Origin of the sequence: Streptomyces sp. NPDC056580 (assembly GCF_042793175.1) — a bacterium.
Taxonomy (GTDB): domain Bacteria; phylum Actinomycetota; class Actinomycetes; order Streptomycetales; family Streptomycetaceae; genus Streptomyces.
In genome coordinates, this window is record NZ_JBHTVE010000005.1 from 75,078 (window position 1) to 88,227 (window position 13,150).

Genomic DNA, 13,150 nt, shown 5'->3' on the forward strand with positions numbered 1-13,150 from the left:
CGTCACGGTCTGATCACACGTCATCGTACTTGCGTTTCAAGTGAGTTGGCGGAGACCCCGGAGAAGATCCCGGCTCTCGTCCGGACCCGGGCTGTCCTGCTGGAGCTCCTTCAGCGCCTGCTCGTACTGGGCGACGTCCTCGCGCTTGTCGAGGTACAGGGCGCTGGTGAGCTGCTCCAGGTAGACCACGTCGGACAGGTCGGCGTCGGGGAAGCTGAGGATGGTGAAGGCGCCGCTCTCGCCGGAATGCCCGCCGAAGCTGAACGGCATCACCTGAAGCCGGACGTTGGGGCGCTCGGAGACGTCGATCAGGTGCTGGAGCTGGCCGCGCATCACGTCACGGTCACCGTAAGGCCGGCGCAGGGCGGCCTCGTCCAGGACGATGTGGAACTCGGGGGCGTTGTCCGCGAGCAGGTGCTTCTGCCGCTCCAGGCGCAGCGCGACCCGCCGCTCGACGTCGGCCGGGCTCGCGCCCTTCATGCCGCGCCTGACCACCGCGCGGGCGTACTCCTCGGTCTGCAGCAGGCCGTGCACGAACTGCACCTCGTACACCCGGATCAGCGAGGCGGCGCCCTCCAGGCCCACGTAGGTGGGGAACCAGCTCGGCAGTACGTCGGTGTAACTGTGCCACCAGCCCGCCACGTTGGCCTCCCGGGCGAGGGAGAGCAGCGACTCGCGCTCCACCTCGTCACTGATGCCGTACAGCGTCAGCAGATCCTCGACGTCTCTGGTCTTGAAGCTCACCCGGCCCAACTCCATCCGGCTGATCTTCGACTCGGACGCGCGGATCGAGTAACCCGCCGCCTCGCGCGTGATCCCCCGTGCTTCACGCAGCCGCCTGAGTTGCGAGCCGAGCAGCATGCGCCGCACCACCGATCCGGGCTCTCCCGCGCTCACGTTCGCCAGCCTCCCCAACCGTCTTCAGGGGCCGCAGTCTGCCACTAAAACACTTCGAGCAGTACTCACCCGGTTACGGAAACGGAAAGAGGTCAGCCGTTTCCCGCAGGCAGAGGTAGGTACCTCTGACAGTGGCATGGTCCAATGTGGCGGAAAAAATGGCCAAGAAGCGGTACGGGAAGGATCATTTCGGTCACGTGCACGTGCATCTGCCCTTGCATCTGCCTGTCCCATCCGAAACCATGGTGCCGCGCCACCGCTGCATCGCTACGACCGCGAATTCCGGGAGTGCCTCGCATGGGGACGAATGGATCGACCATGCTCAAGCCGTTACGGCAGGGCCTTCCGCCGTTGGACCCGGCAGCCGTCTCCGATGCCGCCTCCTGCGCCCTGCCGGCCCGTTTCGAGGCGGTGGGCGAGGCCCGGCGCTTCACCCGCCGCACTCTGGACCAGTGGGACGTGGGCGACCGCTTCGACGACATATGCCTCGTCGTCTCCGAACTCGTCACCAACGCCCTGCGGCACGGCCTGCCCATCCCGCACCAGCGTCCGTCCGGGGAGACGCGGCAATGCGCGCCCGCCGGCCCGGCCGACGCCGGCTGCCCGCAGCAGGCGCCCGCCGTGCGGCTGCACCTGCTGCGCTGGACCGAGCGGCTGGTGTGCGCGGTGCGCGACCCCAGCGACGAGACACCGGCGCCGCGCGACTCGGACGACTTCGCGGCGGAGTCGGGCCGGGGCCTGTTCCTGGTCGACTCCTTCGCCGACGGCTGGGGCTGGCACCCGCTCGCGGGCGCGCTCGACGGCAAGGTCGTCTGGGCGCTGTTCCGGCTCCAGACGTCCGGCTGAGGCGACACAGGGGCGAGTCACGCCGGGTGTCTACGCGCGTACACCCGGTGGTCCGCGCCACGACGGCCGCTGAGTCGTTTCAGCCGGCTATGAGGTGGTCGAACTCACCGTCCTTGACGCCGAGGAGCATCGCCTCGATCTCCGCGCGCGTGTAGACGAGCGCGGGCCCGTCCGGGAAGCGGGAGTTGCGCACCGCCACGTCTCCGCCGGGCAATCGCGCGAACTCCACGCAGGAACCCTGCGAGTTGCTGTGCCTGCTCTTCTGCCAGGCCACTCCGTCAAGCTGCGTCGCAGCCATGCCGTTGTACACGTCGAACCCCCCGTACACGCCGTCAACGTCGCGGTCCACAGGTCGCTCCCCGGTGGTGCACTTGGCTGATGTGGCCATGGATGTCTTGGTCAACTGGTCCGGATCATAGCTGCGTTCATGTGCAGATGCATGAGCGGATGCACGTGCACGGGGGGTGTTGCCGCGGTTACAGCTTTGACGTCCGCTTTACCGAAGCCGTTCCAGCGTCTGTCCGAGAGACGGCAGTACATGCCGGGTCCAGCCCCCGTTCATGATCTTCCGCGCCATCATCTGCGCAGGGTCGTCCGGATCGAATCCCTCGTGCACTAGGAACAGACGCGTACCGCGCCCTTCCTGTTCCAGGGTCCAGGTGATGGTCCAGTCCGTGGGACCGGCGGGATCCGCGTCGGCCCAGCGCAGGGACAGCATCCGCTCGGGGACGAAGGCGAGGACCCGCGCTTCGACGACACCGGAGAAGCGGGCGCCCGGGCGCGCGACCGAGGTCATCCGGTACCGGTGGCCGACCTCGAGCCGGAAGTCCTCGGCGCCGGGCATCTGCCAGCGGGCCAGCAGACCGGGTTCGGTCAGGGCGCGCCAGACCTTGGCGGGCGGATGCGGGAAGAACCGGTCGACGCGGACGGTGGTGAGGTCGTCGGCGTCATCGGGCGGCGCGGTGCTCATGGACGCTCATCGTCGGGCATGCGGTCGAGCAGATCGCCGAGATCCCTCAGGCGGTCACGCCAGAACCGCTCGTACGGATGGAGCCAGTCCTGCACGTCGGCGAGCGGAGCCGCCTCCAGACGGTAGATGCGCTGCCGGCCCGAGCGCTGCTCCGACACGAGGCCGGCGTCCCGCAGCACCTTGAGGTGCTCGGAGAGGCTCGGGCGGCGCATGTCGAAGTGGTCGGCCAGCGCCTGAACGGCCTGCGGACCGCGCTCGCGCAGCAGCCGCAGCACCTCACGGCGGGTGGCGTTGGCGAGTGCGGCGAAGACCCGGTCCTCGGCGGCGGTACCCGTCCCGGTCATGCCGCGGCCGGATTCACGGGGCGGTCCGGTGCACGGTGCGGTCGGTCCCGGTTCACGGGGCGGTCCGGATCATGGGCGTCAGAAGCCTTCCTTCTCCGTCAGCAGCATCAGGCCGTTGCCGTCGGGGTCCGCGAAGGAGGCCATGCGCCCCCAGGGGAGTTCGTCCGGCCCCTGCACGGGGGTTCCGGCAGTGGCGAGCCGGGCGCAGTCCGCGTCGACATCGGTCGTGACCAACATGATCCCGCGCGCGGAGCCGGGCGTGAAACCGCCCATCCCCGGCCCGGAGAGCGTGAACACCGTCTGCGCGCCGCGGGGAGCCACCTGCAGCCAGCGGCCCTGGGGCAGTTGCCGGTCGGCGGTGACCTCCATGCCGAGGACGTCGCGGTAGAAGCGCAGGGCGCGGTCCTGGTCGGAGACGGGGAGGGTGACGAAGGAAGCGTGCGTGATGGTCATGCGGCGAGAATAGGTAGGCATTTCCCTACGCGTCAACCGTAGGGCGTTCCCTACCTGTGCCGCCCGGCCGGCCGTGCGGGAGATTTCCGCACGGCGTCCGGAAGTGCGCGGGTAACGGCTGGTAACTTGCTGCGGTCCCTCCGGTCCGGAGGCGTCGTCCCCCGGCGGGACGACCGCGCCCGGGGCGGCCGGTTCGCTACAGCTTGGGAGCTTGACGTGACTACGGCGACTGCAAGGGTGCGGACGGCGGCCGCGGCGGCGGGCCTGGTGGGCGTACTGGCGCTGACCGCGTGCAGCGGCGGCGCCGACCACGACTCCTCACCGGCCCCGGCGCCGACGGCCCCCACGGAGTCCGCGAGCGGCTCCACGGGCGCCGTCACGGGCGCTTCCGCCGAGCTCCAGGGCAGCTGGGTCGCCACCGGCAAGGGTTCGATCTTGGCTCTGGTGATCACCGGCAAGCGGGCCGGGCTCTTCGTGACGGGCGGATCCGTGTGCAGCGGCACCGCCGGCGCCGAGTCGGGCATGCGGATGATCCACCTGACGTGCACGGACGGCAACGAGGACCGGGTCACCGGCATGGTCGACTCGGTGACGAAGGACGCCCTGAAGGTGACCTGGTCGGGCAAGGTCGGCCAGGAGACGTACACCAAGGCCGAGGGCGGCAAGCTGCCCTCGGGGATGCCGACCACCCTGAAGCGGTGAATTGGGCGGGGTGGGTGAGCGCGGCTCCGGCGCAGCCGCCATGATGCGAGGAGACCGTCACGACCTCGATGGGACCAGCTCATGCGCGCCATTCCGCTCACCGTCACCGCCCTCACCGCCGCCCTCCTGCTGACCGCCTGTGACGACGGCGGCGGTGGCAAGAACGGCAAGAGCGGCTCCGCCTGCGAGATCGGCGGGGTCTCGGTGCAGATCGGGTCGGCCAGCGTGGCCCCGTCCGCCGGGGACACCGGCGAGGTCCCCGTCAGCATCACCAACCAGAGCGCGCCCTGCACGCTGGACCACTTCCCCGGTGTCACGCTGAGCACGGGCGGCGGCGAGGTGAAACTGCCCGTGCAGGAGGGGGCGAAGGCGCAGAAGCTGAAGCTCGCCAAGGGCGACTCGGCGACCTTCACCATCACCTACGTGCGCGGCGGGGCGGGCGGCAAGGCCGGTCTGAACGCCAAGTCCGTGAAGATCGGCCTGCCGGGCACGGACACCACCCGCAGCTTCCCGTGGTCCTACGGACCCGTCGCGACCAAGGGCTCCGGTGACACCCCGGACGCCTCCGTCAGCGCCTTCCAGCAGGTCGGGGACTGACGGCAGGCGGGAGCGGGGGGCTGCCGAGCCGGGCGTCGGGCCGGCCGTCGGGTGGGACGCACGGCCGTGGGGTGGGACGCCGGCAGTCGGGTGGGAGGCAGCGGCCCGGGCCGCGTCCGTCCGTCGGGCGGCGCACCGGCCGTCAGGTCGGGCGCCGGCCTTCAGGCAGCGCACCGGCCGCCGGGTGGGACGCCGGCCATCCGGCGGGAGGCAGCGGCCCGCGCCGCGTCCGTCCGTCGGGCGGCGCACCCGCCGTCAGGCCGGAAGCCGGCCGTCAGGCAGCGCACCCGTCGCCAGGTGGGACGCAGCGGCTCGCGCCGCGCCCGGCCGACAGGCGGCACACCCGCCGTCAGACCGGAAGCCGGCCGGCCGGCCCGAGGACCGTCAGGCGGGACGCGGCCGGGCCGGGGCCGAGGGCCGGTCGAGCCGGGGGCGGGCCCTGACCTGGGCCTGGTCCGCCGCCCGCGCGCCCTCCGTCCAGCCCGCCGCGTCGCTCACCCCGCGCAGCCGGGTGGTGGTGGTCTCGGGGAACATGTGCTCCAGGCGGCCGGCGACGGCTGCCTCCCGGGTGGCGAGGACCGGCAGCAGGTCCTCGGTCACCTGGGTCACGGCCACGGCCGCGAGACGGTCGCCGACGCGATGGGCGTAGGCCGCGAGGAACGACTGCCGGAACGTCTTGGTGCGCCTGCGGCCGCCGGCCCGCTGCGCGGCCTCCGCCTTGGTCATCGCGTGAGTGGCCTGCACCAGCAGTGAGGCGTGGAGCAGTTCCACCGCCTCCAGGTCCGCCTCGAAACCGACGACCGTGGAGAAGCCGAGCGCCTCGTTCCACACCGCTCGGCAGTGGTTGGCGGTGGCCACGGCGTCCAGCAGCACCGCCTTGGCCTGCTCGTACGGCGGCTCCACGCCGATGCGGCAGGCGCCGGGCGCGTCCGGCGCGGGGGCTCCGGCGGCCAGCAGCGCCTCGTCGACGCTGTGCCGGGCCATCAGCTCCTGCGCCTTGGCCGAGAGCGCCTCCGCCTCCTCGGGGTAGCCGGTGGCCTCGGCCTTGGCGAGCAGGGCGCGGATGCGGTTGAGCATGCGGGAGGCGCCCGGCCCGGGATCACGGCGGGGCTCCTCCAGAACCTCCAGGGCGGGCAGGCGCAGCAGCAGGCGGTAAAGCTCCAGCACCGCGGTGGCGTGCGAGAAGCGGTCGCCCGCCCGGACGGTTGGCTCCGGGAGGGCTTCGAGCTGGTCGGCCCAGCGGCGTCCGCGGGGGCGGTCCTGCCCTGACTGGGCCCGTACCAGCCCCGCGACGAGCGAGAGGTGCACCTCGTCGAGCTCGCGGCGCACGAGCCGTACGACATCGGCGGGCTGCCAGCCGCGCCGCCATGCGGCCGCCACCAACTCCTCGCCCCGGCGCGCGAGTTCGGCGTCCGCCGCGGGGTCGGCGGCGAGCAGGGAGGCACCCGTGTCGAGCCCGGTGTCGTTGTCTTCGTACAGCGCGGCGCGGAACGCCCGCTCGACGGTGCTTGCAGTGCTGGTCACCCGTCGATCGTGCCACGCGCCGACGACAGCGGCCGAAGTCTGTCCACAGCCTGTGGACAACTGTGGAAAACGAACACCTGGAGAGTGTCAACCGATGGTTGACAGTAACGCCAGGCGCAACCTACGGTTGACACATGGCGACCCATCCGAACATCACGGCATCCGTACGCCTCGACGACCTCATCGCGGCGATCAAGAAGGTCCACCCCGAACCCCTGGACCAGCTCCAGGACGCGGTGATCGCCGCCGACCACCTCGGTGACGTGGCCGACCACCTGATCGGTCACTTCGTCGACCAGGCCCGCCGCTCCGGCGCCTCCTGGACCGACATCGGCAGGAGCATGGGCGTGACCCGGCAGGCCGCACAGAAGCGGTTCGTGCCCAAGGAGTCGGCCGACCTCGACCCCAGCCAGGGCTTCAGCCGCTACACCCCGCGCGCGCGGAACACGGTCGTGGCGGCGCACAACGAGGCGGTGGCCGCGCACAACGCCGAGGGCCGCCCCGAGCACCTGGTCCTCGGCCTGCTGGCCGAGCCGGAAGGCCTGGCCGCGAAGGCGATCACCGCACAGGGCGTCCCGCTGGACGCGGTCCGCCAGGCAGGGGCCGCCGCGCTCCCGCCGGCCGTCGAGGACGGTCCCGATCTCATCCCCTACGGCCCCGAGGCGAAGAAGGTCCTGGAACTCACCTTCCGCGAGGCCCTCCGGCTCGGCCACAACTACATCGGCACCGAGCACATCCTGCTGGCCCTGCTGGAGCACGAGAACGGCACGGGCGTCCTCAGCGGCCTCGGCATCACCAAGGAGGCGACCGAGGAGTTCGTCGCCAAGGTGCTGGCGACGCTGCTCGAGCACAAGAAGGCGGCAGCGGACGCGGAGGAGGCGGCGACCGACTGACCCCCCCCGGGGGGCACCCCACTGACCGGCGCGAACCCGCAGGTCACCGCCATTGTCAGTACCGCCTGCCACACTCCTTCCCATGGCCGGCCGATGGGCTCTCGCGGCGGCCGAGGACGGTGGCGTGGACGTCGCCCCCCTCGGCCCCGACGGGCTGCCCGCCGGGCCGGTGCGGCGGGAGAGCGATCTCGCCGGGGCGGTGCGGAGCCGCCCGGAGGGGACGCGCTGGGTGTGGCGGTCGACCGCCGACGTCTACCCGCGTCTGCTCGCCACGGGGGTGCGAGTGGACCGGTGCTACGACATCGAGGACGCCGAGACGCTCCTGCTGGGCCACGAAGGCCGGTACGGCGAGCCGCGCTCGGCCGCCGCCGCCCTCGCCCGCCTCCGGGGCGGCCCCGTGCCGCCCGACCCGCCGCAGCGGCAGGCCGAACCGGGCGCCCAGTCCCCGCTGTTCGAGCCGTCCGGCAACCGCCTGCCCCTCACCGACCTGCTCGCCGTCTACGCCGAGCAGCAGCGGCGGCACGAGCGCACCGCCCACCCCGACCGCATGCGGCTGCTGACCGCCGCCGAGTCCGCGGGGATGCTGGTGGCCGCCGAGATGAACCGCTCGGGCCTGCCCTGGAGCGCGGAGGTCCACCGCGAGCTGCTGCGCGACCTGCTCGGCGAGCGGTACGCGGGCGGCGGCGAACCGCGGCGCCTGGCCGAGCTGGCGGACGAGGTGTCGGCCGCCTTCGGCCGCCGGGTGCGGCCCGACCTGCCCGCCGACGTGGTCCGGGCCTTCGCCGGGGCCGGGATCAAGGTGCGCTCCACCCGCCGCCGGGAGATCGCCTCCGTGGACCATCCCGCGGTGAAGCCGCTCCTGGAGTACAAGAAGCTGTACCGCATCTGGGTCGCGCACGGCTGGTCCTGGCTGCAGGACTGGGTGCGCGAGGGCCGCTTCCGGCCGGAGTTCCTGGCCGGCGGTACGGTCACCGGGCGCTGGGTGACCAACGGCGGAGGCGCGCTGCAGATCCCCAAGGTGATCCGGCGGGCCGTGGTCGCCGACCCCGGCTGGCGGCTGGTCGTGGCCGACGCCGACCAGATGGAGCCGCGCGTACTGGCGGCCATCTCCCGCGACCCCGGTCTGATGGAGGTGGCCGGGCGCGAGAGCGACCTGTACCAGTCCGTCTCGGACCGCGCGTTCTCCGGCGACCGCGACCAGGCCAAGATCGCCGTGCTCGGCGCGGTCTACGGCCAGACCTCCGGCGACGGCCTGAAGAACCTCGCCGCCCTCAGACGCCGCTTCCCCAGGGCCGTGGCGTACGTCGACGACGCGGCACGGGCCGGCGAGGAGGGCCGGCTCGTGCGCACCTGGCTGGGCCGGACCTGCCCGCCCGCCGCCGGCCCGGACGAGGACGCGGCGGAGGAGGCGGGCATCCCGGTCGGCGACGACGACGCCGGGCACGCGGACGGCCCGGCCTGGGGCCCGGGCCACACCTCGGGCGACTCCCGCGCGCGGGGCCGCTTCGCCCGGAACTTCGTCGTGCAGGGCAGCGCCGCCGACTGGGCCCTGCTGCTGCTCGCCGCGCTGCGCCGCGCCTGCGCGGACCTCGAGGCCGAGCTGGTGTTCTTTCAGCACGACGAGGTGATCGTGCACTGTCCCGCCGAGGAGGCCGCCACGGTCGTCGAGGCCATCCGTGAGGCCTCGCACCTCGCCGGACGCCTGACCTTCGGCGAGACACCGGTGCGCTTCCCGTTCACCACCGCGGTGGTGGAGTGCTACGCCGACGCCAAGTGAGGGCGGCGGCAGGGCCGTTACCCCGCCCGCGAGGGGTACACCGGCCGCCACGGGGCGTATGCGGCGTTCGCCCGCCCCGGCAGGCGACCGGGTGAGAGGGGCGAGCGAATGCAGCCGGAACACCGGACGGCGCAACGACTCCGGCTCACGCTGTGGGTCGCCGGCGCGGTGGCGGCGTTCGGAGTGGTCGGTGCGGTGCTGTCTGCGTTGAGGGCCCCGGGGACCGTCACGTGGGCGGCCGCCGCCGGGGCCGCCGTAGCCGGGGGATGGGCCGGCGACAAATTCATGCGGCGCCTCGAGAAACGCCGCTGATCCACGCCGCCCGCTCGCGGTGAGCCGAAGCTGAACGAAGAAACCCAGCTCAGAACTTTCTGAGCTGGGCTTTCAATGGAGCCGCTTTCGGGATTCGAACCCGAGACCTACGCATTACGAGTTGTCCGATCTTGGTTCATCGACGTCCGCAGACGTTCGCCGGGACGGCATAACCCCTAGTCAGGCACCCACCCGGATCATGCCGGTCATCGGTGGACACTCACAGCGCGCAGGTGAAATGAGACCAGAACTGCGACCAGACGCTGCGCCTTGGACCTGATAACAGCCGTCCGGGGGAGGCACGTGAGATGAGGCACCGAGGACTACGAGAGGAACCATCACGGTGACGACGGATCAATGACCCGGCAGCGCCGTAGGCTCCTCAAGCCGTGACCGTGAGACAGGCTCGCGACACCTGCGGGATATTCCAATTCACAACCACGCGCCAGTTGACCAAATCGCACGCCAGTTCGTCTCAGATCCGCCTGTTCGACAGTGCCTTCTCGTGATGCGATCAGCGCTATGCAGAAGATCGCCGCGTTAGCAGCCACTACCCTGGCCACCGCAACCTTATTGTCGGGCACTGCGCACACTGCGCAAGCCCGACCGCTCCCCGCCGATCCACACCCGCCCACCTGGGACAAAACAGTTCACTGCAGCACCACCGACCCTGACGGACGTCGAATCGTCACCCGATTTGGCAATAGTGAATTTGGCTGGTACCACTTCACCACCCGCCACAACATCAAAAAGTGCTCCACCATTGCCGCAGCCGTTCACGGCAACGTTGACCGCAACGATCACCAAGGACGCCTAGAGTATGACGGTGTCGCCTTCGAAACGGGTCCGAGGCCACGGCAGGTGAAGTTCACCGTAGTCGTTCAGTACACGCGAAAGTCAAAGGACCGCCGCTACGATGCCGGCAGGGGACAGACGATCGGCGTGATCAACGCCTTCTGCCGCAATCAGCGCAACAACAAGTGCCCCGCATGGATGCATCCGTGACAGACCCCGAAGACCGAGAGCAACAGGCAGCCGTCACCCGCCTACTGCTGTACTACCTGAACGCCCCCATCGCCGACTACTGCCATCTGCGAGGTGTCCTCCCCGCCCCCGGCGCCGTACGGATCGCCGTCCGAGTCGGAAAGGACGAGTACGCCAAGAGCTTCCTGTACGAGATCCCCCACGACACGGTGACCCCGTACTACATCCCCGGCATGCTGCGCACCGTCCTGACCGGGCCCCAGATCTACAGCAGCAGCGACGTCGACGAGGTGATGGGGATGACGCTCATCCGCCTCCGCCCTCAGGAGATCACCCCGGCCCCAGAAACCGAACAAGGTGAGGCGCTCACTGTCGTACGCGCCCTCTCCGACCCCGTAGACGACGAGAACCCGTTTCTTATCGGCTTTCTCATGCACGGGGACGGCCTGATCCGCCTGTACGTGCAACGCCCCGACCGGCCGGGCATCATCGGGGTCGACATCCGTTTGACCGGGACGCCGACGACCGCCCTCCTCGCCTCCCTTCCCTCCCTCGTCGAGGAGGAGCAATACCGGCGTCCGGCCCCGGATGACCCGCACTGCGACCTACTGGTCGACCTGACCAACTGGTAAAGCTCCGCCGACTGCTGCATGCGAGGCCGGTTAGCGCCGCTGGGCCCGAGCATCGACCCTCATCCCATCAGGATCCGGAGGAGTTCAAGGAGCTGGTGGCCGACTGGGGTCGGCAGCCGGCGTCTACTCGACGGAGCCGCGACACCTCCGGCAGGATCCTGAACGAACCCCAGGTGGGCATGCCCACGCTCATGGAGATCCGGCGGTAGGTGCTGGGGCGGTCACATCTCTCGTAGGACGCCAGCCGCCACATGGGGGGGACATGCCCCGCCCGGCCAGCACCGGGCGGCCCCAACTGAGACCAGAAGTGAGACCAGCGGCATCCAGGCGGCACGCGCCAAGCGCCGCCGACACCTCCGCTGAACGAGAAAGCCCAGCTCAGACGGTGTCTGGGCTGGGCTTCGGATGGAGCCGCTTTCGGGATTCGAACCCGAGACCTACGCATTACGAGTGCGTTGCTCTGGCCATCTGAGCTAAAGCGGCGCGCTGGCCGCACTATGGTGCGATCAGCAACGTCGGTAAGTCTACACAGTTTCGCGGGGTGCTTCGTACCCGCCCCGGAGCAGGGTGCTCCGGGGCGGCCACGAGGGCTATGAGCAGCGCTTTCCGACGGGTGGCGGGGTGCCGTTGAGGAGGTAGGCGTTGATCGCCGAGTCGATGCAGGCGCTGCCGCGGCCGTAGGCGGTGTGGCCGTCGCTGACGTAGGTGAGCAGGCGGCCCGAGGAGAGCTGGCGGGCCAGGGACTGGGCCCAGCGGTAGGGGGTCGCCGGGTCACGGGTGGTGCCGACGACCACGATCGGGGCCGCGCCCTTCGCCTCGATCCGGTGCGGCTCGCCGGTGGCCTTCACCGGCCAGTACGCGCAGTTCAGGGAGGCCCAGGCCAGACCGGCCCCGAAGACCGGGGACGCCTTCTCGAACGCGGGCAGGTCCTTCTCCACCTGCTGCGGGCTGGTGAAGGCGGGCGGCAGGTCGAGGCAGTTCACGGCGGCGTTGGCCATCATCAGGTTGCTGTACTGGCCCTTCGCGTTCCGTTCGTAGTAGCTGTCGGAGAGGGCCAGCAGGCCCGCGCCGTCGTTCTTGCGCATCGCCGACGTCAGCGCCTGGCGCAGTTGCCCCCAGGCCGTCTGGTCGTACATCGCCGCGATCACCCCGATGGTGGCCAGCGACTCGCCCAGCTTGCGGCCGCTCGCGTCCCCCGTCGGGATCGGATGGGCGTCCAGCTCGCGGAAGAAGGCCTTGAGATGGTCGCCGACCTGGGCGGGAGAGGTGCCCTTGTCGCCGAGCGGGCAGTCGGAGCGGTGCACGCAGTCCTTCGCGAACGCCTGGAACGCCGTCTCGAAGCCGGCCGTCTGGTCCAGGTTCACCCGGAGGGAGTCGAGGGAGGGGTCCACCGCGCCGTCCAGCACCAGCCGGCCCACCCGGTCCGGGAACAGGCCCGCGTACGTCGCGCCGAGGAGGGTGCCGTAGGAGGCGCCCACGTAGTTCAGCTTCGGGTCGCCGAGCACCGCGCGCAGGATGTCCATGTCGCGCGCGGCCTCGACGGTGGACACGTGCCGCAGCAGCCGGCCCGAATGCGCTCCGCAGCTCTCCGCGAACTCGCGGAACTGCCCGACCAGCGCGTTCGTCTCCCGCTGGTCGTCGGGGGTCGTGTCGGTCTCGGTGAAGGTGTCCATCTGGCGGCCGTCGAGACACTCCACCGGCTCGCTGCGCGCGACGCCCCGCGGGTCCATCGCGACCATGTCGTACATCGCCCGGATCTCGGCGGGGTAGCCGATGCCCGCGTACTGCTGCAGGTAGCTGATGGCGGAGCCGCCCGGGCCGCCCGGGTTGACCAGCAGGGAGCCCAGCCTGTCCTTGCCGGTGGCGGTCTTGCGCGCGACGGCCAGCTTGATGTCGCCCGCGCCGGGGTCGGCGTAGTCCAGCGGCGCCTTCATCGTGGCGCACTGGAATCCGGCGACGCCGCAGGCCCGCCAGCTCAGGTGCTGGTCGTAGTACGGGGCCAGCGCCGAGGGCGTGGCCCGCGGCAGCGCGGCCAGCGTCGGCTCCGCCGCACCGCTGGACGTCGTGGTCATCGAACTGCCGGCGGAGCAGGCGGACACGAGCATGGCGGCGGCCGTGAGCAGAGCGCCCGCGACACGGGTCGTCGCCCGGGACCGGATGCGGGTCCGGCGGGGCCGGCGGAGGGAGGGCCAGGTGTGCATCCAGCGATCGTAACGCTG

14 protein-coding genes and 1 tRNA gene are annotated in these 13,150 nt (G+C 71.1%); 7 read left to right on the forward strand and 8 right to left on the reverse strand.

The genetic code is table 11. The features are described 5' to 3' along the window. Positions 1–36 precede the first annotated feature (36 nt). A complete protein-coding gene (locus ACFQ9Z_RS11680; RefSeq protein WP_383015800.1) occupies positions 37–861 on the reverse strand; it encodes a helix-turn-helix domain-containing protein in 825 nt (274 codons plus the stop codon). A 333-nt stretch (positions 862–1,194) separates the two neighbouring features. Here ACFQ9Z_RS11680 and ACFQ9Z_RS11685 point away from each other — a divergent pair, with 333 nt between their 5' ends. Beyond that, positions 1,195–1,743, forward strand: coding sequence for an ATP-binding protein (locus tag ACFQ9Z_RS11685; protein ID WP_383014690.1), 549 nt, complete (start codon positions 1,195–1,197; stop codon positions 1,741–1,743). Between the two features lie 79 nt (positions 1,744–1,822). Here the strand turns inward: ACFQ9Z_RS11685 and ACFQ9Z_RS11690 are convergent, their stop codons facing one another. The 4 genes from ACFQ9Z_RS11690 to ACFQ9Z_RS11705 all read right to left on the reverse strand — a co-directional run bounded on the left by ACFQ9Z_RS11690 (position 1,823) and on the right by ACFQ9Z_RS11705 (position 3,510). Further along, on the reverse strand, positions 1,823–2,092 hold the full coding sequence (locus ACFQ9Z_RS11690) for a DUF397 domain-containing protein (protein WP_143629626.1): 270 nt from the start codon (positions 2,090–2,092) through the stop codon (positions 1,823–1,825). A 147-nt stretch (positions 2,093–2,239) separates the two neighbouring features. Further along, positions 2,240–2,713, reverse strand: coding sequence for an SRPBCC domain-containing protein (locus ACFQ9Z_RS11695; RefSeq protein ID WP_383014694.1), 474 nt, complete (start codon positions 2,711–2,713; stop codon positions 2,240–2,242). Next, positions 2,710–3,057 carry an ArsR/SmtB family transcription factor gene (locus ACFQ9Z_RS11700; protein WP_383014697.1) on the reverse strand — a complete coding sequence of 116 codons (348 nt, stop codon included), beginning with the start codon at positions 3,055–3,057 and terminating at the stop codon, positions 2,710–2,712. The genes ACFQ9Z_RS11695 and ACFQ9Z_RS11700 overlap by 4 nt, the downstream gene beginning before the upstream one ends. A gap of 78 nt (positions 3,058–3,135) precedes the next feature. Further along, positions 3,136–3,510 carry a VOC family protein gene (locus ACFQ9Z_RS11705; protein WP_383014700.1) on the reverse strand — a complete coding sequence of 125 codons (375 nt, stop codon included), beginning with the start codon at positions 3,508–3,510 and terminating at the stop codon, positions 3,136–3,138. Between the two features lie 216 nt (positions 3,511–3,726). Between ACFQ9Z_RS11705 and ACFQ9Z_RS11710 the strand changes: the two genes are divergently transcribed. Both ACFQ9Z_RS11710 and ACFQ9Z_RS11715 read left to right on the forward strand, forming a co-directional pair. Next, positions 3,727–4,212: a hypothetical protein gene (locus ACFQ9Z_RS11710; RefSeq protein ID WP_383014703.1), complete on the forward strand. Its 486-nt coding sequence runs from the start codon at positions 3,727–3,729 to the stop codon at positions 4,210–4,212. Between the two features lie 81 nt (positions 4,213–4,293). Continuing rightward, positions 4,294–4,809, forward strand: coding sequence for a DUF4232 domain-containing protein (locus tag ACFQ9Z_RS11715; protein ID WP_383014707.1), 516 nt, complete (start codon positions 4,294–4,296; stop codon positions 4,807–4,809). 384 nt (positions 4,810–5,193) lie between these two features. Here ACFQ9Z_RS11715 and ACFQ9Z_RS11720 read toward each other — a convergent pair whose 3' ends face one another. Continuing rightward, a complete protein-coding gene (locus ACFQ9Z_RS11720; protein WP_383014710.1) occupies positions 5,194–6,333 on the reverse strand; it encodes a DUF2786 domain-containing protein in 1,140 nt (379 codons plus the stop codon). A 134-nt stretch (positions 6,334–6,467) separates the two neighbouring features. Between ACFQ9Z_RS11720 and ACFQ9Z_RS11725 the strand changes: the two genes are divergently transcribed. From ACFQ9Z_RS11725 to ACFQ9Z_RS11740, 4 genes are all read left to right on the forward strand, one after another. Next, on the forward strand, positions 6,468–7,226 hold the full coding sequence (locus tag ACFQ9Z_RS11725; RefSeq protein ID WP_383014713.1) for a Clp protease N-terminal domain-containing protein: 759 nt from the start codon (positions 6,468–6,470) through the stop codon (positions 7,224–7,226). A gap of 82 nt (positions 7,227–7,308) precedes the next feature. After that, entirely contained in the window at positions 7,309–9,003 is a 1,695-nt protein-coding gene (locus tag ACFQ9Z_RS11730; protein WP_383014716.1) for a bifunctional 3'-5' exonuclease/DNA polymerase, read from the forward strand. An 834-nt stretch (positions 9,004–9,837) separates the two neighbouring features. Further along, entirely contained in the window at positions 9,838–10,320 is a 483-nt protein-coding gene (locus tag ACFQ9Z_RS11735) for a hypothetical protein (protein ID WP_383014719.1), read from the forward strand. Next, positions 10,317–10,931, forward strand: a complete 615-nt coding sequence (locus ACFQ9Z_RS11740) for a hypothetical protein (RefSeq protein WP_383014722.1) — start codon at positions 10,317–10,319, stop codon at positions 10,929–10,931. Before ACFQ9Z_RS11735 ends, ACFQ9Z_RS11740 begins: the two co-directional genes overlap by 4 nt. Positions 10,932–11,337: 406 nt before the next feature. Here the strand turns inward: ACFQ9Z_RS11740 and ACFQ9Z_RS11745 are convergent. Beyond that, positions 11,338–11,414, reverse strand: a tRNA-Thr gene (locus ACFQ9Z_RS11745). Positions 11,415–11,521: 107 nt separating this feature from the next. Further along, on the reverse strand, positions 11,522–13,132 hold the full coding sequence (locus ACFQ9Z_RS11750) for an alpha/beta hydrolase (RefSeq protein WP_383014725.1): 1,611 nt from the start codon (positions 13,130–13,132) through the stop codon (positions 11,522–11,524). Positions 13,133–13,150: the final 18 nt, after the last annotated feature.

Coding starts and splice junctions, on each gene's coding strand:
- ACFQ9Z_RS11680 (WP_383015800.1), bottom strand. CDS start 861: ATGCTGCTCGGCTCGCAACTCAGGCGGCTGCGTGAAGCACGGGGGATC.
- ACFQ9Z_RS11685 (WP_383014690.1), top strand. CDS start 1,195: ATGGGGACGAATGGATCGACCATGCTCAAGCCGTTACGGCAGGGCCTT.
- ACFQ9Z_RS11695 (WP_383014694.1), bottom strand. CDS start 2,713: ATGAGCACCGCGCCGCCCGATGACGCCGACGACCTCACCACCGTCCGC.
- ACFQ9Z_RS11700 (WP_383014697.1), bottom strand. CDS start 3,057: ATGACCGGGACGGGTACCGCCGCCGAGGACCGGGTCTTCGCCGCACTC.
- ACFQ9Z_RS11705 (WP_383014700.1), bottom strand. CDS start 3,510: ATGACCATCACGCACGCTTCCTTCGTCACCCTCCCCGTCTCCGACCAG.
- ACFQ9Z_RS11715 (WP_383014707.1), top strand. CDS start 4,294: ATGCGCGCCATTCCGCTCACCGTCACCGCCCTCACCGCCGCCCTCCTG.
- ACFQ9Z_RS11725 (WP_383014713.1), top strand. CDS start 6,468: ATGGCGACCCATCCGAACATCACGGCATCCGTACGCCTCGACGACCTC.
- ACFQ9Z_RS11730 (WP_383014716.1), top strand. CDS start 7,309: ATGGCCGGCCGATGGGCTCTCGCGGCGGCCGAGGACGGTGGCGTGGAC.
- ACFQ9Z_RS11735 (WP_383014719.1), top strand. CDS start 9,838: ATGCAGAAGATCGCCGCGTTAGCAGCCACTACCCTGGCCACCGCAACC.
- ACFQ9Z_RS11750 (WP_383014725.1), bottom strand. CDS start 13,132: ATGCACACCTGGCCCTCCCTCCGCCGGCCCCGCCGGACCCGCATCCGG.